Consider the following 17,647-nt stretch of genomic DNA (forward strand, 5'->3'; position numbering starts at 1 on the left):
GACCACGCTGGAGGGACGTACTGAGATCTCCCTTTCCGTTACCTGTGAATTCCCTGAGAAAGATCGGGACCCTGGGGAACATCGGGCCCCTGAGAAAGATCGGGGAACAGCGCGGCCCCGTTCTCGTACAGGACGCGCCGCAGCCAGTCGTCGCCGAGGCCGAGGCGTTCGAGTGCGTGGAGCTGATGGACGTACGGGTAGGGGATGTTGGGAAAGTCGGACCCGAGGAGAATGCGGCCCTGGAGTTCGCGTAGCCGGGGAAGCTCGGCGGCCGGGAAGGGCGCGAGGCGTTCGCTGAAGTCGGTGAAGGCCATGGTGGTGTCCAGAAGGACGCCGTCGTACCGCTCGGCGAGGTCGAGGAAGTCGGTGTACTCCGGCATCCCCATGTGGGCGACGACGAGCCGCAGCCGGGGGTGCCGGGCGAGGAGCCGTCCGACGGGCCCGGGCCCGGTGAACTTGCCGGGGGCGGGCCCGGAACCGCAGTGGATGACGACGGGCACGCGGGCGTCGGCGAGGAGTCCCCAACTGTCGTCGAGAGCCTCCTCGTTCGGATCGAAGTCGCCGACCTGAAGGTGCACCTTGAAGACGCGGGCGCCGGATTCGACCGCCCGGCGGACGTATCCGGTCGCGCCGGGCTCGGGGTAGAGGGTGGCGGTGTGGAGGCAGTCGGGCGTGCGGGCGGCGAAGTCGGCGGCCCAGCTGTTGAGCCACTCGGCCATGCCGGCCTTGTGCGGGTAGAGCATCGAGGTGAAGGCGAGGACACCGAACTCCCGCAGGAGCGCGACCCGGCGGTCCTCCTCCTCGCGGTAGGTGATGGGCCACTCGGTGCCGGTCGGGGGGCCGACGGCGTCGAAGTAGGCCCAGACCTTGTCGAGGACGTTCTGGGGCATGAAGTGCGTGTGGACGTCGACGAGCCCCGGGATACCGAGCCGTACGGCGAACTCCCGTGGCGTCTCGCCCTCCTGTGCTGTCTCAGCGCTCAAAGCCGTAGCTCCGCTCGACCTTGCCGATGTGGAGGCTGTAGCTCTCGTACCACTCCTCCCGGCCGCGCCGCTTCGCGGCCTGGTGCTCGGCGTTGTCCCGCCAGGCGTCGAGGGAGGGCAGGTCGCGGAAGTACGCGACGGAGATGGCGATGCCGCCGGGGGTGCGGGCGGACTCGTACCCGAGGAAGCCGGGGAGGCCGCTGACGATCTCCTGCATACGGGCGCCGGTCTCGGCGTACCCCTCGGGGGCCTCGGGACGGATCGAGGTGAAGACAGCGGTGTAGTAGGGCGGTTCGAGGCCCGCCACCAGGTTCGGGGTCATGTGGATCACCCTCCGCCGGGCGGGGTGCGCATGTAAATACGGGCCGCCGGAAGGGATCCAAGTCTTTACTCCGGAGGGTCAGGACGGAAAGAGACTCTCCTGGAAGTCGAGGTCGACGCTCCTCACAGGCACCGTGACGGAGGCCGTCTCGGTACCCGGGTTCACGAGCGCCCACCCCCGCACGAGTCGGGTGTCGAGGGCGAGGCAGCGCCCCTCGGAGTCGAGAAGGTGCAGGTCGGGACCGGCGGCGGCGAGGAGGCGCCCGGCGACGACCCCGTCGTCGACGAGCTCGGTGACGGTGCCGGTGAGCGGGGGCAGGCCGTCGAGCCCGAACGCCTCGCCGTGGTCGTACGCGCGGAACTCCAGCCGTTCCAGGGTCTCGGTCCACCCGGCGAGGGCGGTGGCCCGCCCGTACAGCTCCTCGATCTCGCGGCGGCGCGCGTCGGGGACGGGCAGGTCGTGCCGGACGGCGCGCTTACGGTCGTACGGGATCCGGTCGGGCACCTTCAGGGCGTGCCGCAGCACCTCCTCCGTGCGACGGGCGGCCATGAGCGGCCCGCGCCCCAGCCAGCAGAAGGCGACGGCGCCCTGCTCCAGGAGACGGGCGTCACCGCGCTCCTCGGCGGTGATCCCGACCTTGGTCATGCCGGGCCCGAACCACGCGAGGTACACGCGGTACGGCCGGGGGTCGTCGGCGAGGGTGTCGGCGGCGACGGAGTGGGCCCGGTCGAGCCGCGCGCACTCGGGGCACTGGCCGCCGGTGGCACGGGCGGGGACGGTCGCGGCGAGCGGGCAGGGGTTGCCGCGGGCGCCGGGACAGAGCCGCGACCCGACGGCACGGAAGGCGAGCCGCTGCCCGTACGAGAGCCGGGACACACGTCCGCCCTCCCACCGAAGCCCGGGCACGCCCCCGCTCCACCGCATTCCGGCACACCGCCACACCACGCGCGCGCTCCTCATACTCTCGTCGGGTGTCCAGTCTCCCCGGACTCCCCAGTCTCCTCTACGTCCGCTTCCAGTCCCCGACCCGTAGCGCACGGGGCCACTTCCCCGGCGTCTTCGCCCTGGCGAACGGGCTGGCGCGGGAGGGCAGGCTGTCGGCGTCGGAGCACGCGGTGTGGCGGGCGTCGAACGACTGGTACGACACGCACGTCACGAACCCGACGACGGTCGACCCGTCGGTCTACGACGCGACGCTGAACCCGGGGGCGGCGGCCTGGTTCCGCTCGACGGCGACCGGCCTGCTGACGCGGGTCCTCCCGTACCTGGACATCCTGTCGGCGCACGGGGTCCCCTGCGTACGCCTGGAGTCCCCGGCGCCGGGCCGGATCGTGTACGCGGACGCGGACCAGGTGGTGGCGGTCCCCGGCTACGGCAGCAGGTAGATCCGCGCCCCGTCGGCGGCGACGGGGCTCTCCCGGACGCACCCGCGCTCGACGAGCAGCCCGACGCAGTCCCGTACGCGCTCGACGGCGAGCCCGGTGCGCCGGGCGATCTCCTCCAGCCGGTACCGGGCACCGCCGCGCACGAGCGCGGGGGCGAGACAGGCGGCGACGGCGTGAACGTCGCGCATGTCGCGCACGTCGACGCGTCCGGACCGGCTGGCGGGCTGGTCTGGGGACTGGTCTGGGGACTGATCCGCGGACTGGTCTGGGGACTGGTCTTCGGGCTGGTCTGGGGACTGATCCGCGGACTGGTCTTCGGGCTGGTCTGCGACCGGGGCGAGATGGTCGGCCTGCCAGGAGGCGAGGAGCGCGCGGGCCGAGAGGTGGTGGCCGTCGCGCTGCGGGGGGACGGTGGGCCCCGCTCCCGGCGGGACGAGATCGCTCGCCTCCAGCCGGACGACGATGTCGACGATCTCGGGCGGAAGGACGTACCCCCAGTGCGCGGGCGAGGGTTCGAGCCCGTAGGACCCGTCGCGCTGGATGGCGGCGACGACCTCGGAGACCCAGGCCTTGAAGGGCGCGCAGGCGGGCTTGGTGCCGGCGGTGACGAGCTGGACGAGCCCTTGGAGGTCGACCATCTTCACGGACTTCCGCAGCCCGCGCCCGGCGAGCTCGCGCGCGACGTCCGCTCCACGGACACCGCGCACGAGCTCACCGAGAACCCGCTGCCGCGCCCCCTCCACATGCGCGAGGACCGCCTGCCGGGCGTTGGCGTACCCCAACTGCCTGGCGACCTCGACGGCGGGGAACCAGTGCGTCCCGTCCGGCATCGTCAGCCGCCGCACGCGCGTACCGGTCGCGGCGAACACGAAGTCACCGATGTCGATGGCGTCCCGCTGCGCGCACTCGTTCTCGCCGTCCTCGTCACGCCCGTACTCGTGCTGGTACTCGTCCATCGAGCATCACCTCCAGCAGGGAAGCTAGGCCGATGGCATATTCAAATGTCATGGAATGACCGGACGTTCACCCAAAAGAAGAACGGGGGGCCAGCGATTCCCCGCGGATCCGCGGGGCGCCGAGCCCGTCGTCGTGGAGCCATGTCGGACGGGGCGAGAACCGGGGCCGCGGGCTGCTCGCGGTGAGGCGGATGGTCAGGTGCGAGCCCTTGGGGTGGTGGACGCGGTCCAGGGACTCGGTGCTCCGCCGGCGCACGACCCTGGGGCCCATGTAGCCCACGCCGATGCCGAGCTCGTTGACGACCAGTCCGTTCGTCGTCCGCCGAGAGGACCGGCGGAAGGGCCGGGAGGATCGGGAGGATGGACGACCTCGCGGTGGGCGACGCACCACTCCAACACCTGCCGTGGCGTGGTCCGCAGGCGCGGGTCCTTGCTCAGGCAGGCGGCGGCGAGCGGACGCAGGGCGGGAGGGAGGGCGGCCAGGTCCGCGGCCTCGTGGACGGCGCGGCCGTCCCCGAAGGCACAGGCACCCGCGGCCGCGATCAGGACGGCGCCGAGCGCGAAGACGTCGGTGGCGCCGCTGGCCGGGAGGCCCTGGGCCTGCTCGGGGGCGAGGAATCCGGGGGTGCCGACGACCATGTTGTCGGTGGTGAGCCGGGTCTCGGCAAGGGCGCGGGCGATGCCGAAGTCGAGGACGCGCGGACCGTCGTCCGCGAGGACGATGTTGCCCGGTTTGAGGGCCCCACGCGGCGACGGATCGTCCCCCATGCCACTCACGCCCATCCCGACGGCCCTCCCCCGCAGAGCACCGCACGCCTGCGCGTCATGGTCCGGACCCCGACCCCCACCCTGTACAGCCCCAAACCGGCCAAACACCGCAGCAGGGCAATTCGTTGACCGATCCACAATGGATCGCATTCACCATTGAAAGATGTGCGACTTCAACATCCCGACTTGCGGTCAGGATTCAAGAGTGCTGGTCTGGAATAGGTAGGGGTTCAAACGGTATTGACGCAGACCCGCATACGTGGCGCCGCCAGAGAATCCGCTGCTGTAGGGCTGTTCGCTGCCACCGCTACCGGAGGTTCGCGATGACACACGCCTCTTCTCTACGCCGTCCCCTGCGCCAGTTGATGGCCTTGCTCATGACGGCCGCCTTGACACTCTCCCTCTCGGTCGTGGTGACGCTCACCTCGGCGACACAGGCATCCGCCTCGTGTGTCGCGAGCGGGTTCGGCGGCACCTGGCGCTCGTCCGACGACAGGCTGAGCCGTATCGACGTCTGGCCCGGAGAGGACTGCCAGCTGTACGCCCGGGCCTGGTCCACCTGCGAGCACGACTCGACGCGCGACTGCAGCTGGGGAAACAAGAAACTGGAAGCCACCCCGGAAAGGAACTTCCGGATCTGCAATTACACCTGGAGCAACGCGAGCGAGGTACTGCAACTGACCCTGAAGAGCAAGACTCGCATCTCGGTGTATGACCTCACCGACTACAACTCCGGCAAGAGGGTCGGCTTCAGAATATCGATGTACAAGTGAAGCCCTGACCTAGGCAGCGTCCCAGCCGAAACGACCTTCCAGGCCGTCGGGGCTGAGGTAGGCGAATCCAGCGCCTTGCCCGAAGTTGAGGAAGTACGGTCCGGTGTCGCCGGTGCACACCAGCGCCCCTTGGTCCCGGCCGAACCGACGGTGGCGAACCCGGGCACCCGCCCGCCGGGCTGGATCAGGAGCACGGCCTCACCGTCTTCCGGGTACATGCCACCGGTCTCGTAGTCCTCGTACGACAGGAACAGATACGCCATGCGGGGCTCGTCGCCGGCTCCGACGGGGAGGGGACCTGCCCGATGAAGTCGAGCGGCCCACCCGTGCGCGGGTGCAGAGGCCAGCAGGGCTCCCCCAGCCACACGGGATCACCGCCCAGCTTGGCGACGGGCTCGGTGATGGCGACGCGGCACCCAAGGCGGTCGGAGCGAGCCCCCCAACGCAAGAGGCCCCGGACTCTGTCATTCGAGCGTGGCGATGGCGAGGCCGGCGAGCGCGAGCACGGGCGAGCCGAGAAAGACGATGCCGCCGATGAGCCGAAAGAACCAGGCACCGAATCGCGACGGCTCCGTAAGCCCCATATTCAGCGTCCGCGCTGCGGTCACAGCCCTGACGGCATTGCGCCGCGCGACTGCCTTGTCCGCCGCGCCCCGCAGGTTGAAGAGGAACATCGCCCCCAACACCACGCCCGCCAGCCCCAATACGAACAGCGCAATCCCCACAACCACAGCCGATCCCCTCCCTTGAACACCGCCGTGACCAGCGGTCGTCCGAGGATGATGCCAGCCAGCCGACGGACGAGTACCGACAGCCCCTGGCCGGGGCTCCAGTCCCATCGGTCAGTCAGGTACGTGTCGAGGAGAAGTGGCGGCGCTGCGCGTGGGGGCGGCGAAGAAATGGGAAGGCGGGGACCAACGGGGCGTTGGCAGGATGTCCGAGCTCAACACCCGATGGGAAAGGACCCGAGGACCGTGGCTCGTGCCATTACTTTGATCCGCTCCGCCTCCCTGTCCGACGTCGCCGAGTACGCCTACGCAGCCACGGCGCCTGCCGAGTCCCGCTTGATCTTCCTCGCAGGGGCGTGTCCGCTGAACGATGACGGCTCCACGGCAGCGATCGGGGACTACGCGGGCCAGGCTGCGAAAGCCATCGAGAACATGCGGGCTGCTCTCGCTGCCTCGGGTGCGTCACTCCAGGACGTCATCAGTACAAGGGTTCTCGTCGCCTCGGCCCGGCGGGAGGACCTGGTGGCTGCCTGGGAGGTAGTCCGGGACTCGTTCGCCGACCATGACGTCCCCAGCACCTTGATGGGCGTCACCGTGCTCGGCTACAAGGACCAACTCGTCGAGATCGAGGCCGTCGCCGCCGTGCTCGATTCTTCAGCCCCCTGACCCGCTGTGGCGGCATGACCAGCAGCTTTCACCAACGGCATCCCGATGCTGTCCTGGCAGAGATCCAGTGCCAACACCCGGCACACGTGCAGCTCGCTCCTGGTGGCCTTCACGGTCCACCCGAAGGTGACACAGCGCATCCTTCGGCGCTCACAGATCGCCATGACGATGGAGATCTACGCCAGGCGAGCGAGGAGGCGGTACGCGCCGCGATCGGCAAGCTGCTGTACGGCCCGGAAACGCAAGAGGCCCGGACTCTCGTCCGGGCCTCTCAGGCTGTGCACTCGGCAGGATTCGAACCTGCAACCTTCTGATCCGTAGTCAGATGCTCTATCCGTTAAGCTACGAGTGCTTGTGCTTCTCGGCTTTTTTCTTGCCGGTCGGCGTTGCGTGGACAACATTACATGACCTGCGGCGTAGCGCGAAATCCATTAGCCAGACCCCCTCTGACCTGCGGAAACGCCATCCTGGGGTCTCTCCCTCCCCGCACCGACACCGCCGGACGGGTGACCTCGGAGGGTGCTCGGCGGGCGCTGGAACGGTTCCGGAACGGCCGAAGCCCCGGCCGTGTGGGCCGGGGCTTCGGGGTGGTGCGGAGGCGGAGGGATTTGAACCCTCGATGGGCTTTAAGACCCAAACCGCATTAGCAGTGCGGCGCCATAGACCGGACTAGGCGACGCCTCCATTCGCACCGTCGCGCGGGCGCGAGTGGTGCGTGCAGATGATGACACAGGCGAGCCGGGTGTCACCAATCGCTTCTCACCGTACTAGGCCTCCGGGGCGGAGAGCAAAGCCCGTCGGCGCACCCCGCTTGCGCAACGAACGGCAGTGCGGAGCGTTAGAGGAGACGGGCTCCGCCCGCGCACGAACCGGCCCCCCATCCGCCCAACCCGCCTCGTCCCCATCATCCGCCCAACCCGCCTCGTCCCCATCCGACCGGCCCCCGCACCCTCACCCGCCCCGACGCACCGACGCACCGAGCCTTCCCGACGCACCGCCCCCACCCGGACGCCCCACACCCGCCCCGCCTCACCCCGCCCCCTGGAGTTCGTATGTTGCGACGTCTCGTCCTCGCCTCCCTCGTCACCTCCGCCGCCGGCGTCGGTGGGCTCGGGCCGCTGCCGCCCCTGCCCCTGCTGTCCGCGCCCGACGCGCTCACCGTGACGATCTCCAAGAGCGGGCACCGGAGCGCCGACGGCACCTTCAAGCTGGAGTGCGGCGACAAGGACGGCAAGGACGCCAAGGGCGCCAAGGCCCGCGGGGACCACCCGGCCGCCGCCGGTGCCTGTGAGCGGCTCGCCGGGTACGCCAAGGCCGGGAAGGACCCGTTCGCGCCGGTCGGGAAGGACCGGATGTGCTCCCTCCAGCACGGCGGGCCCGCCGTCGCGCACATCACCGGCGAGTGGCAGGGCCGCGCCGTCGACGCCCGTTTCTCCCGCGCCAACGGCTGCGAGATCGAGCGGTGGGAGAACCTCGAGCCCGTACTGCCCCACCTGTCCCACGTGCGGGGATGAGGTGAGGATGCCGTTCGGATGTTGCCCCCGGCATGCGACCTCCCCCCGCGACCCTCGGACCTGCCTTTAGACTCCCCTCAGTGACAGGCTGCGGCCCGAAGGGCAAGATGGGGCGGGCCGGCCAGCCGGGCAAGGTGCAGTGGGCAAGGTGCAGTGGGTCAGGGAGGAAGCGTCGTCGTGAGCAGCAGGCCATCCCGAGGCGCTGCTCGCCTCGCAGCCATACTTGACGCCCTCCCCGACGGCCTCGTGCTCGTCAACTGCAACGGCACGGTCGTCAACGCCAACACCATCGCCCTCGGCATGTTCGAGACCCCCGGCACCGCACTCGTCGGCCGCGGGCTGCTCGATCTGCTCCCCGGGTTCGACTCGCGCCTGATCCCCGGCTCCATGCGCCGCCCCGAGGGCACCGACGAGCACGGCCGTACGAAGCCCACCCGGATGATCGCGCGCCGGACCGACGGCAGCGAGTTCGCCGTCGAGGTGACCAGCGCCAGCCTGGAGGACGGCCGCGAGGCCTACGACTCGTACACCTCCTACACCGGCGACGAGCTGCTCATGCTCGTCGTCCGCGACCTCACCGGCACGCTCGACACCGAGGCCGAACTCGCCCGCTCCCAGCGCCAGACCGAGATGATCCTGCGCGCGGCCGCCGAGGGCGTCGTCGGTACGGACACCGACGGGCGGGTCGTCCTCGTCAACCCCGCCGCCGCGCAGATCCTCGGCTACCGCGCCAGCGATCTCGGCGGCAAGGAGCTGCACCCGCTGATCCTGCACTCGCGCGCGGACGGCGAGCCGTTCCCGTACGAGGGCTCGCCGCTCGCCGACACCCTCAAGTCCGGGCGCAAGCACCGGGTCCGCGGACAGGTGCTGTGGGCGAAGAACGGCTCCCAGGTGCCGGTCGACCTCACCACCGCGCCTGTACGGGACGGGGACCAGCTCGTCGGCGCGGTGATGACCTTCACCGACCGCCGGCCGTACGAGCAGCTCACCGACGAGCACACGAACGAGCTCACCACGCTCACGAAGAAGCACGCCGCCGAACTCGCCGAGCTGAAGAAGAGCCAGGAAGAGCGGGCGAAGGGCGAGAAGGAGCGGTACGAGTCGCTCGCCGCCCGGCACGAGCAGCTGACGGCCGTCCTCGGCGAGTCGCTGCGCGGGCCGCTGGAGGAGCTGCGTACGGAGCTCTCCTCCCTCGCCGCCGACGACGCCGGGCAGCTGTGGCCCGAGGCCAACCAGCTCCTGCACCACCTGGCCGCCGGTTACGCCCGGATGACCACCCTCGTCGACAACGTCCTGGGCTACCAGCGGCTGAACGCCGGCGCCGAGTCGCTCGCCAAGTCCGTCGTCCTGCTCGACGGGGTCGTCACGGCGGGCGTCGACGGGTCCGTGGAGCTCATCGGGCCCGGCCGGGCGCAGTTCGCCGTGCACGCCCCGCCGATCGAGGCCGAGGTGGACGCGGGCCGCCTCGCGACCGCGCTCGCCCATCTCGTCGCGGACGTGGCCGGGGTCGACTCGACCGGCAAGGCCCGGGTCGTACCGGGCGCCGGGTACGCCGACTCGACGATCGTCGTGGCCGCCGCGCAGCGCGGTGACGTCGTACGCATCGAGGTCCGGGGCCCGTACGCCGGGGGCGACCCCGTGCACCAGCCCATCGTGCGTGGCATCGTGAGCGCGCACGGCGGGGTCGTACAGACGCACGAGGTGCCGGGGATGAGCGGCAGCGCGTACGTCCTGGAGGTGCCGCTCGGCGCCGGTAGGGGCACCGTCGCGCCTCCCCCGGCGGCGGAACCGGCGGCTCCCTCTCCCGAAGGGACGGCGCTCGCGCTGCCCGCGCAGGCCTCGGACACGAACGGCAGCGGCCGGCGCCGCGCCCGACGCGCCTCCACCGACGCCTTCCTGGAGAGCCCGATGGGCGGGGGTACGGGTACGGATTCGGGTACTGGTACTGGTACCGGTGCGGCCGTCGAGCCGACCGGGCGGCGTCGTGGGCGTACGGACGAGACCCCTGCCGGCCCAGCCGAACTGATCCCGGCCCAGAACGCGGGGCCGACGGCCCCTCCCGCCTCCGCCCCTGGCACGTCCGGTACGCCCGTCACGTCCGACTCGCCTGCCGCCCTCGAGCCGACCGGGCGTCGGCGCGGACGGCCCGCCGAGGGCGCCGTGGTGACCGCCGCCGAAGGCGCGCAGGGCCGGGCCGCGCTCGGCGACACCGTGCCCCCGCAGGGGGTACCCGTACCCGTACCGGCGCAGGGCGCCCACTCCGACGCTCCCGCGCTCGCGAGGGCCCTGCCCGCCGCGCCGGGCGACGAGGACCCGGGCCGGCAGCCCAGCGGGCGGCGAGCCCGCCGGGCGCTGGCGGCGCAGGAACGGAACGCGGCCGCCGATTCGGGGCCGCGTACGCCGTTCGCGCTGCCCCCGGCCGACGCCGACCGCGCGCCGGAGCCCCAGGCAACGCAAGGACCCCAGGGGCCGCAGGGGCCGCAAGGGTCCCAAGGACCTCAGGGGTCCCAGGCGGCCACGCCGATGTCCATGCCCATGCCGGTGCCGGCTCCCATGCCCGTACCCATGGCCATGGCCATGCCCATGCCGATGTCGGTGGACGACGAGGGACGGCACGACGCCGTACGGTCCGCGCCGGACGCCGACCACACGCCGCCGCAGCCCCACCCGCTGCCCGAGCCCACCGGCCGCCGCCGGAACCCGGTCGCGGGCGCAGGATCGCCGCAGGAGACCCGTAGCGGTACGGGTACGGCCGCGAGCACCGGTACGGGTACCGGGTCCGTACCGCTGCCGCCGGAGGTGCCCGCCGCGCCTGCCGTGCCTGCCACACCCGCAGCACCCGCCACGCCCACCGCACCCCCGGCCGCCGCGCCGAAGGACGGGTCGCTGGGTGGGCGGGCGTTCAGCGTGCGGACGCTCGGGCAGGGGGTGCCCTTCGCCCAGCAGGTGGGCGCTCAGCAGACGGGCGCCCAGCAGAACGCCACGAGCAACGGGTCCGGGCGGCGGCGCAAGCTCGCCACCCCGCCCGAGGGCGACCGCCCGGCACCCGCGACCGCGACCCCCACGGCACCCCTCGCGACGCCCGCCGCGCCGGCGGAGCCCGTGCCCGCCGCCAAGCAGCACTCGCAGCACAAGCTGGCCCCCGCTGCCCCCGAAGGGCGCGCGTACGCGATAGGAGCCCCCGCCGAGGGTTCCGCCGAGGGCCCCGAGCCGCTCGACGGTCCCGGCGGCGCGGTCGAGGTCTCCAACCAGCCGCCGCCCCGGCCCGTCGACGACGAGCTGCCCCCGGAGCCCCTGGACAACCCGCGCCGGCTGCTCGTCTGGCCCGCGCCGGACGTCCTGACCCAGCAGGCGCTGAGCGACCGCGGCTACCGTCCGGTGATCGTCCACTCCCGCGAGGAGGTCGACGCCCAGATCGCCGCCTTCCCGGCCGCGCTCTTCGTCGACCCGCTGACCGGGCCCATCACCCGTACCGCGCTCCAGTCGCTCCGCCAGGCCGCCGTCGCCGCCGAGGTGCCCGTGCTGCTCGCGGCCGGGCTCGGGCAGGCGACCCGGGAGGCGGCGTACGGCGCCGATCCCGCCGTACTCCTCAAGGCGTTGGCGCCCCGCGACAGCGAGCAGCACCCGTCGCGCGTGCTGCTCATCGAGGAGAACGAGGACATCGCGCAGGCGCTCGCCGCGACCCTGGAGCGGCGCGGGATGCAGGTGGCGCGGGCGGCGGCGGACACGGACGCGGTCGCGCTGGCCGCGCAGATCCGGCCGAACCTGGTGGTGATGGACCTGATGCAGGTGCGCCGCCGCCGGGCCGGGATCATCGACTGGCTGCGCGCGAACGGGCAGCTGAACCGCACCCCGCTCGTCGTCTACACCTCCGCCGGGCTCGACGAGGAGGAGCTGCCGAAGCTGTCGTCGGGCGAGACGGTCCTCTTCCTGGCCGAGCGGTCGACGAGCGCCGAGGTCCAGTCGCGCATCGTCGACCTGCTCGCGAAGATCGGCACCAACTGATCGGAACCAACTGATCGGCACCGACGGATCGGTACCGACGGAAAGGAGGGGGAGCGGTCCGACGACCGCTCCCCCTCCTTCGTACGAACTACAGTTGGGTGACGTCCAGTTCACCGTCCGCGTACTGCTTGCGGATCACCTTCTTGTCGAACTTGCCGACGCTCGTCTTCGGCACCGCCGGAACGATCGCCCAGCGCTCGGGCAGCTGCCACTTGGCGATCGACTCGGCGAGGAAGTCCCTCAGCGTCACGTAGTCGGCCGTCGAGCCCTCCTTGAGGACGACGGTCGCCAGCGGCCGCTCGCCCCACTTCTCGTCCGGCACGGCGACGACGGCGGCCTCGGCGACCTCCGGGTGCGCCATGATCGCGTTCTCCAGCTCGACCGACGAGATCCACTCGCCGCCGGACTTGATGACGTCCTTGGCGCGGTCGGTGAGGGTGAGGTAGCCGTCGGGGCTGATCACGCCGACGTCGCCGGTCTTCAGCCAGCCGTCCTCGCTGAACTTGTCGGCCGGACGCTCCGGTTCGCCGTCGATCCCGCCGAAGTACGAGCCCGCGATCCAGGTGCCGCGCACCTCCAGCTCACCGGCCGACTCGCCGTCCCAGGGCAGCCGTTCGCCGGCGGGGCCGACCAGGCGGGCCTCGACGCCGGCCGGGAAGCGGCCCTGCGTGACGCGGTAGGGCCACTCGTCGTCGGCGGACAGACCGGCCGGCGGGTGGGCCATGGTGCCGAGCGGGGAGGTCTCCGTCATGCCCCAGGCGTGGCAGAGGCGGACGCCGAGCCGGTCGTACGCCGCCATGAGGGAGGGCGGGCAGGCGGCGCCGCCGATGGTGACCTGCCGCATGGAGGTGAGGTCGCGCGGGTTGGCGGTGACCTCGGCGAGCAGGCCCTGCCAGATGGTGGGGACGGCGGCGGCGTGGCTCGGCTTCTCGCGCTCGATCATCTCGGCGAGCGGGGCGGGCTGGAGGAAACGGTCCGGCATGAGCATGTTGATGCCGGTCATGAACGTGGCGTGCGGCAGGCCCCAGGCGTTGACGTGGAACTGCGGGACGACGACGAGGGTCGTGTCGCGGTCCGTCAGGCCCATCGACTCGGCCATGTTGACCTGCATGGAGTGCAGGTAGATCGAACGGTGGGAGTAGACGACACCCTTGGGGTCGCCCGTGGTGCCCGAGGTGTAACACATGGCGGCGGCCGAACGCTCGTCGAGCTCGGGCCAGTCGAAGGTGGTGGGGCGGCCCGCGATCAGCTCCTCGTAGTCGTGCACGCGGGGCGTCACGCCGTCGAGGACGGAACGGTCGCCGGGGCCCGCGACCACGATGTGCTCGATGGTCGGCAGGTGGGGGAGGAGCGGGGCGAGGAGGGGCAGCAGCGAACCGTTGACGATCACCACGCGGTCGGCGGCGTGGTTGACGATGAAGACCAGCTGCTCGGGGGGAAGCCGCAGGTTGAGGGTGTGGAGGACCGCGCCCATGGAGGGGATCGCGAAGTACGCCTCGACATGGAAGCCGTTGTTCCACATGAGCGTCGCAACGCGCTCGTCGCCGGTGACCCCGAGTTCGTCGCGCAGGGCGTTCGCCAGCTGGGTCGCGCGGGCGCCCGTCTCCGCGAAGGTCTGACGCTGCGGCTCGGGCTCCCCGGTCCAGGTGGTGATGATGGACTTTCCGTGGATCGTCATCCCGTGGTTCAGGATGCGGGTCACGGTCAGCTGTACGTCCTGCATCGTGCTCAGCACGGCGTCCTCCCGGTGGGCGCTACGTGGCAGTAGTAGAGGTGTGCCGATTCTGCGCACGTACCGCGCGGTATGTCACTACCCGGGAGTACGGAAATTGCCAGTGATCGCTGGCAGGGGTGGCGGTTGGGGCTGCTGGGGGGGGCGGCGGGGGCTGGGCTGGGCAGGGCGGCAGGGGCTGGGCGGGGCGACAGGGGGGCGGCAGGGGCTGGGCGGGGCGCGGCGGGGGCTGGGCAGGGCGACAGGGGGCTGGGCGGGGCGGCCGGGGCTGGGGGCGGCCTGCCAGGCCGATACGGTCGGGGGCTGCCGTCAGCGGACCGGGGACAGCTCCGGGTCCTCCCGGAGTTTGCCGAGCGCCCGCGACACCGCGCTCTTGACCGTGCCGATCGAGACGCCGAGCACCTCGGCCGTCTGGGCCTCGCTGAGGTCCTCGTAGTACCGCAGGACGACCATCGCCCGCTGGCGGTCGGGGAGCTTCATCACCGCACGCCACATGGCGTCGTGCAGCACCTGCCGCTCGGCCGGGTCCGGCTCGGGCAGCCCGGCCGGCTCCGGCAGCTCCTCGCACGCGAACTCGTCGACCTTGCGCTTGCGCCACTGCGAGGTGCGGGTGTTCAGCAGCGCACGCCGGACGTAACCGTCCAGGGCGCGGTGGTCCTCGATCCGCTCCCAGGCGACGAACGTCTTGGTCAGCGCGGTCTGCAGCAGGTCCTCCGCGTCCGCCGGGTTCGCGGTCAGCGAGCGCGCGGTACGCAGCAGCACGGGCCCGCGAGCCCGCACGTAGGACGAGAACGACGGGTAGCCGGCGGCGGCCGGCGGGTAGCCGACCGCGGTCGACGAGTAGCCGGCGGCGGCCGTGGAGGCGCCGACGCAGACGGGGCCGGAAGGTGGCGGAGTCATGCCTCCACGCTAGGAGCGGGCACCTGGGCGGCGGATCGGCCCCAGGTCCCGAACCGCACTCCCCCTCAGGTTGTAGGGGTGGGGACAACTGGACCTCCTGAAGGTGGAGGGCGGTCGCCGCCCGAGTCAGGGTGCACCCGCCGCTGCCGCCGCCCCTGCCCATCCGCCCTCAGCCGTCCGCCGCCAGGATCAGGCCGGACGTCGGGACCCCGGTGCCCGCCGTGACCAGCGTCCTGGCCGCGCCGGGTATCTGGTTCACGGACGTGCCCCGCACCTGGCGCACCGCCTCCGCGATGCCGTTCATCCCGTGGAGGTACGCCTCGCCCAACTGACCGCCGTGCGTGTTCAGCGGCAGTGCGTCCGCCGCGACGAAGTCGGCCGCCTCGCCCGGTCCGCAGAACCCGAACTCCTCCAGCTGCATGAGCACGAACGGGGTGAAGTGGTCGTAGAGGATGCCGACGTCGATGTCGCCTGGCGCGAGCCCCGAGGTCTGCCACAGCTGCCTGGCCACCACGCCCATCTCGGGCAGGCCCGTCAGGTCGTCGCGGTAGAAGCTGGTCATCGCCTCCTGGGCGCGGCCGGCTCCCTGCGCGGCGGCGACGATCACCGCGGGCGGGTGGCGCAGGTCGCGGGCACGCTCGGCGGAGGTGACGACGATCGCCTGGCCGCCGTCGGTCTCCTGGCAGCAGTCGAGGAGCCGGAGCGGCTCGACGATCCAGCGTGAGGCGGCGTGATCGGCGAGCGTGATCGGTTTGCCGTGGAAGTACGCGGCGGGGTTGGTGGCGGCCCACCGGCGATCGGTGACGGCGACATGACCGAAGGCGTCCGGGGTCAGGCCGTACGTGTGGAGATACCGCTGGGCGATCATGGCGACCCAGGAGGCCGGGGTGAGCAGCCCGTAGGGGAGCTGCCAGCCGAGCGCGGCGCCCTCGGCGGAGGGCTCGCGCTGCTGGACCCCCGAGCCGAAGCGGCGCCCCGAGCGTTCGTTGAACGCCCGGTAGCAGACGACGACTTCGGCGACCCCGGTGGCGACGGCGAGGGCGGCCTGCTGGACGGTGGCGCAGGCGGCCCCGCCTCCGTAGTGAACGCGGGAGAAGAAGGACAGCTCACCGATGCCGGCCGCCTGGGCGACGGTGATCTCCGGGTTGGTGTCCATCGTGAAGGTGACCATGCCGTCGACGTCGGCCGGGGTCAGCCCGGCGTCGTCGAGGGCCGCCCCCACCGCCTCCACGGCGAGCTTGAGCTCGCTGCGGCCGGAGTCCTTGGAGAACTCGGTCGCGCCGATCCCTGCGATGGCCGCACGGCCCCCAAGCAGGTCGGCCCTCCTGATGCTCATGCCTCCACCTCCTTCTCCTTCTCCTTCTCCTGCTCCTGCTCCTGCTCCTGCGACTCGGGCTGCTGCCGGCGCGGCTCCGGCAGCGTCACGGTCACCGTGCCGGTGACGTGGTGACCGAGTCCGTTGGCACCGACCACCCGCACCTGCGCGGTGGCGCCGTCGACCTCAGTGACCGTTCCCGTCAACGTCATCGTGTCTCCGGGGTAGTTGGGCGCACCGAGCCGTATCGCCACCTTGCGCAGCACCGCCCCCGGGCCCAGCCGGTCGGTGATGTACCGCCCCACAAGACCGTTGGTCGTCAGGATGTTCATGAAGATGTCGGGGGAGCCCTTCGCCCTGGCCAGCTCCGCGTCGTGGTGCACGTCCTGGTAGTCCCGGGAGGCGACGGCCCCGGCGACGATCAGGGTGCGGGTGATCGGGACGGCCAGCGGCGCCAGTTCGTACCCGGGCTTCATGAGGGCTCTCCGTTCGCGATCAGGTCGCCCAGTTCGGCGAGGAGTTCGGTGCCGCAGCCGAGATACGCGTCGAGCTGTCTGCCCCAGAGGAAGTACCGGTGGACGGGGTGGTCCAGATCGGCCCCCATGCCGCCGTGCAGATGCTGGCCCGCGTGCACGACGCGCTTGCCCGCCTCCGACGCCCACCAGGCGGCGGTCAGCGCGTGCTCGGCGGCCGGCAAGCCCTCGTCGTGGCGCCAGGCGGCCTCGTAGGCGGTCACCCTGATCGCCTCGGTGTCCATGTGGGCGTCGGCGGCCCTGAGTTGGACCGCCTGGTGGGTGGAGAGGGGGCGCCCGAACTGCTCCCGTACCGAGGTGTACGCCACGGCCCGCGCCAGCGACCCCGCACAGACCCCGGCCTGGAGCCCCGCGAACACGATCCGGGCCATGGCGAGGACGTCCGCTGCGGGGTCCGTGCGGGGACCCGCAGGGGCTTCCGTACGGGTGCCGTCCGGGGCTTCCCTGCGGGTGCCCTCCGGGGCTTCCGTACGGGCTTCCGTACGGGCCCCCGTGCCCCCGAGCCGCTCCCCGCGCGCGCCGTCGAGGACGAGCCGCCCGGCCGCCCAGGGCGCGGTGAGCTCGACGGGCTCCACGAGGGCGTCCGCCGTGGGGACGAGCCAGAGCGCGGCCTCCCGGTCCGGCACGAGAACGTGCGTGGCGTCCCGGAGCCAGGGCACCCACTCCACCACCCCCGTGAGCAGCCCGTCCGCCGCTCCGGCCCGTACGTGTCCGGTGGGCGGGAAGGCCCCGGTCACCACCGTCGTACCGTCCCGGAGCCCCGGCAGCAGCCGCTCCCGCTGCTCCTCCGTACCGTGCCGGGCCACGGCGAGGAGGCCGAACACACAGCTCGCGGCGAACGGCACCTGCGCCGTCGTACGCCCCTGCTCCTCGGCGAGCAGCACCAGGCCGAGCAGCCCGATCTCCTCGACGGCCCCGGGCAGTCCGGCCGCGCACAAGGCCTTCCACAGCTCGGCGTCCGTACCCGTGCCGGCCGCCGCGAGCCGCTCGTGCGTGGCGAGGTCGCCGAAGATCCGCGCCGCCAGCTCCTGGGCCGCGCACTGCTCCTCCGTGGGCGTGAAGTCCAT

The 17,647-nt window shown here is 71.9% G+C and carries 16 protein-coding genes, 2 tRNA genes and 1 pseudogene; 6 read left to right on the top strand and 13 right to left on the bottom strand.

What is annotated here, in order from left to right; translation table 11 throughout:
• Positions 1-38: 38 nt before the first annotated feature.
• The 3 genes from ACGFYP_RS07985 to ACGFYP_RS07995 all read right to left on the bottom strand — a co-directional run bounded on the left by ACGFYP_RS07985 (position 39) and on the right by ACGFYP_RS07995 (position 2,265).
• Positions 39-983: an amidohydrolase family protein gene (locus ACGFYP_RS07985; RefSeq protein WP_393487847.1), complete on the bottom strand. Its 945-nt coding sequence runs from the start codon at positions 981-983 to the stop codon at positions 39-41.
• On the bottom strand, positions 973-1,305 hold the full coding sequence (locus ACGFYP_RS07990) for an antibiotic biosynthesis monooxygenase family protein (RefSeq protein WP_393487849.1): 333 nt from the start codon (positions 1,303-1,305) through the stop codon (positions 973-975). The genes ACGFYP_RS07985 and ACGFYP_RS07990 overlap by 11 nt, the downstream gene beginning before the upstream one ends.
• Positions 1,306-1,383: 78 nt before the next feature.
• Positions 1,384-2,265 (bottom strand): DUF2797 domain-containing protein, encoded by an 882-nt coding sequence (locus ACGFYP_RS07995; protein ID WP_393487853.1) that lies wholly within the window; start codon positions 2,263-2,265, stop codon positions 1,384-1,386.
• Positions 2,266-2,276: 11 nt separating this feature from the next.
• Between ACGFYP_RS07995 and ACGFYP_RS08000 the strand changes: the two genes are divergently transcribed.
• A complete protein-coding gene (locus ACGFYP_RS08000; RefSeq protein ID WP_393487855.1) occupies positions 2,277-2,690 on the top strand; it encodes a hypothetical protein in 414 nt (137 codons plus the stop codon).
• On the opposite strand, the gene ACGFYP_RS08005 is transcribed toward ACGFYP_RS08000, so the two are convergent.
• Both ACGFYP_RS08005 and ACGFYP_RS08010 read right to left on the bottom strand, forming a co-directional pair.
• Positions 2,675-3,646 (bottom strand): Bro-N domain-containing protein, encoded by a 972-nt coding sequence (locus ACGFYP_RS08005; protein ID WP_393487858.1) that lies wholly within the window; start codon positions 3,644-3,646, stop codon positions 2,675-2,677. The two genes, ACGFYP_RS08000 and ACGFYP_RS08005, sit on opposite strands and share 16 nt — an antisense overlap.
• A 195-nt stretch (positions 3,647-3,841) precedes the next feature.
• Positions 3,842-4,414, bottom strand: coding sequence for a hypothetical protein (locus ACGFYP_RS08010; protein ID WP_393487860.1), 573 nt, complete (start codon positions 4,412-4,414; stop codon positions 3,842-3,844).
• A gap of 323 nt (positions 4,415-4,737) precedes the next feature.
• Between ACGFYP_RS08010 and ACGFYP_RS08015 the strand changes: the two genes are divergently transcribed.
• Positions 4,738-5,187 (top strand): hypothetical protein, encoded by a 450-nt coding sequence (locus ACGFYP_RS08015; RefSeq protein ID WP_393487862.1) that lies wholly within the window; start codon positions 4,738-4,740, stop codon positions 5,185-5,187.
• 464 nt (positions 5,188-5,651) lie between these two features.
• Here ACGFYP_RS08015 and ACGFYP_RS08020 read toward each other — a convergent pair whose 3' ends face one another.
• A complete protein-coding gene (locus ACGFYP_RS08020; protein ID WP_361957812.1) occupies positions 5,652-5,912 on the bottom strand; it encodes a hypothetical protein in 261 nt (86 codons plus the stop codon).
• Positions 5,913-6,161: 249 nt separating this feature from the next.
• Between ACGFYP_RS08020 and ACGFYP_RS08025 the strand changes: the two genes are divergently transcribed.
• Together ACGFYP_RS08025 and ACGFYP_RS08030 are read left to right on the top strand one after the other, a co-directional pair.
• Positions 6,162-6,581, top strand: a complete 420-nt coding sequence (locus ACGFYP_RS08025; protein WP_393487867.1) for a RidA family protein — start codon at positions 6,162-6,164, stop codon at positions 6,579-6,581.
• A gap of 72 nt (positions 6,582-6,653) precedes the next feature.
• Positions 6,654-6,895, top strand: a pseudogene (locus ACGFYP_RS08030) (hypothetical protein); the annotation flags it as partial.
• On the opposite strand, the gene ACGFYP_RS08035 reads toward ACGFYP_RS08030, so the two are convergent.
• Positions 6,861-6,933, bottom strand: a tRNA-Arg gene (locus ACGFYP_RS08035). The pseudogene ACGFYP_RS08030 and the gene ACGFYP_RS08035 overlap by 35 nt on opposite strands.
• A gap of 241 nt (positions 6,934-7,174) precedes the next feature.
• Positions 7,175-7,265 (bottom strand) — tRNA-Ser (locus ACGFYP_RS08040).
• Positions 7,266-7,633: 368 nt separating this feature from the next.
• Between ACGFYP_RS08040 and ACGFYP_RS08045 the strand changes: the two genes are divergently transcribed.
• Both ACGFYP_RS08045 and ACGFYP_RS08050 read left to right on the top strand, forming a co-directional pair.
• The gene (locus ACGFYP_RS08045; RefSeq protein WP_393487870.1) at positions 7,634-8,095 is read left to right on the top strand and encodes an SSI family serine proteinase inhibitor; all 462 of its coding nucleotides are present in this window, start codon (positions 7,634-7,636) and stop codon (positions 8,093-8,095) included.
• A 177-nt stretch (positions 8,096-8,272) separates the two neighbouring features.
• A complete protein-coding gene (locus ACGFYP_RS08050) occupies positions 8,273-12,100 on the top strand; it encodes a PAS domain-containing protein (RefSeq protein ID WP_393487873.1) in 3,828 nt (1,275 codons plus the stop codon).
• An 88-nt stretch (positions 12,101-12,188) separates the two neighbouring features.
• On the opposite strand, the gene ACGFYP_RS08055 is transcribed toward ACGFYP_RS08050, so the two are convergent.
• The 5 genes from ACGFYP_RS08055 to ACGFYP_RS08075 all read right to left on the bottom strand — a co-directional run bounded on the left by ACGFYP_RS08055 (position 12,189) and on the right by ACGFYP_RS08075 (position 17,647).
• The gene (locus ACGFYP_RS08055) at positions 12,189-13,835 is read right to left on the bottom strand and encodes a long-chain fatty acid--CoA ligase (protein ID WP_361957800.1); all 1,647 of its coding nucleotides are present in this window, start codon (positions 13,833-13,835) and stop codon (positions 12,189-12,191) included.
• 306 nt (positions 13,836-14,141) lie between these two features.
• Positions 14,142-14,732 carry a SigE family RNA polymerase sigma factor gene (locus ACGFYP_RS08060; RefSeq protein ID WP_393487876.1) on the bottom strand — a complete coding sequence of 197 codons (591 nt, stop codon included), beginning with the start codon at positions 14,730-14,732 and terminating at the stop codon, positions 14,142-14,144.
• A gap of 169 nt (positions 14,733-14,901) precedes the next feature.
• On the bottom strand, positions 14,902-16,068 hold the full coding sequence (locus tag ACGFYP_RS08065) for a lipid-transfer protein (protein ID WP_393487878.1): 1,167 nt from the start codon (positions 16,066-16,068) through the stop codon (positions 14,902-14,904).
• Positions 16,065-16,523, bottom strand: a complete 459-nt coding sequence (locus ACGFYP_RS08070) for a MaoC family dehydratase (RefSeq protein WP_393487880.1) — start codon at positions 16,521-16,523, stop codon at positions 16,065-16,067. Before ACGFYP_RS08070 ends, ACGFYP_RS08065 begins: the two co-directional genes overlap by 4 nt.
• A complete protein-coding gene (locus ACGFYP_RS08075) occupies positions 16,520-17,647 on the bottom strand; it encodes an acyl-CoA dehydrogenase family protein (protein ID WP_393487883.1) in 1,128 nt (375 codons plus the stop codon). The genes ACGFYP_RS08070 and ACGFYP_RS08075 overlap by 4 nt, the downstream gene beginning before the upstream one ends.

This window comes from Streptomyces sp. NPDC048370, assembly GCF_043200825.1.
Classification (GTDB): Bacteria; Actinomycetota; Actinomycetes; order Streptomycetales; family Streptomycetaceae; genus Streptomyces.

What these genes read in the sequence shown, in the direction of transcription:
- ACGFYP_RS08065 (WP_393487878.1), bottom strand. Translation starts at nt 16,068, where the DNA reads ATGAGCATCAGGAGGGCCGACCTGCTTGGGGGCCGTGCGGCCATCGCA.
- ACGFYP_RS08075 (WP_393487883.1), bottom strand. Translation starts at nt 17,647, where the DNA reads ATGGACTTCACGCCCACGGAGGAGCAGTGCGCGGCCCAGGAGCTGGCG.
- ACGFYP_RS07995 (WP_393487853.1), bottom strand. Translation starts at nt 2,265, where the DNA reads ATGAGGAGCGCGCGCGTGGTGTGGCGGTGTGCCGGAATGCGGTGGAGC.
- ACGFYP_RS08005 (WP_393487858.1), bottom strand. Translation starts at nt 3,646, where the DNA reads ATGGACGAGTACCAGCACGAGTACGGGCGTGACGAGGACGGCGAGAAC.
- ACGFYP_RS08010 (WP_393487860.1), bottom strand. Translation starts at nt 4,414, where the DNA reads ATGGGGGACGATCCGTCGCCGCGTGGGGCCCTCAAACCGGGCAACATC.
- ACGFYP_RS08060 (WP_393487876.1), bottom strand. Translation starts at nt 14,732, where the DNA reads ATGACTCCGCCACCTTCCGGCCCCGTCTGCGTCGGCGCCTCCACGGCC.
- ACGFYP_RS08070 (WP_393487880.1), bottom strand. Translation starts at nt 16,523, where the DNA reads ATGAAGCCCGGGTACGAACTGGCGCCGCTGGCCGTCCCGATCACCCGC.
- ACGFYP_RS08015 (WP_393487862.1), top strand. Translation starts at nt 4,738, where the DNA reads ATGACACACGCCTCTTCTCTACGCCGTCCCCTGCGCCAGTTGATGGCC.
- ACGFYP_RS08045 (WP_393487870.1), top strand. Translation starts at nt 7,634, where the DNA reads ATGTTGCGACGTCTCGTCCTCGCCTCCCTCGTCACCTCCGCCGCCGGC.
- ACGFYP_RS07990 (WP_393487849.1), bottom strand. Translation starts at nt 1,305, where the DNA reads ATGACCCCGAACCTGGTGGCGGGCCTCGAACCGCCCTACTACACCGCT.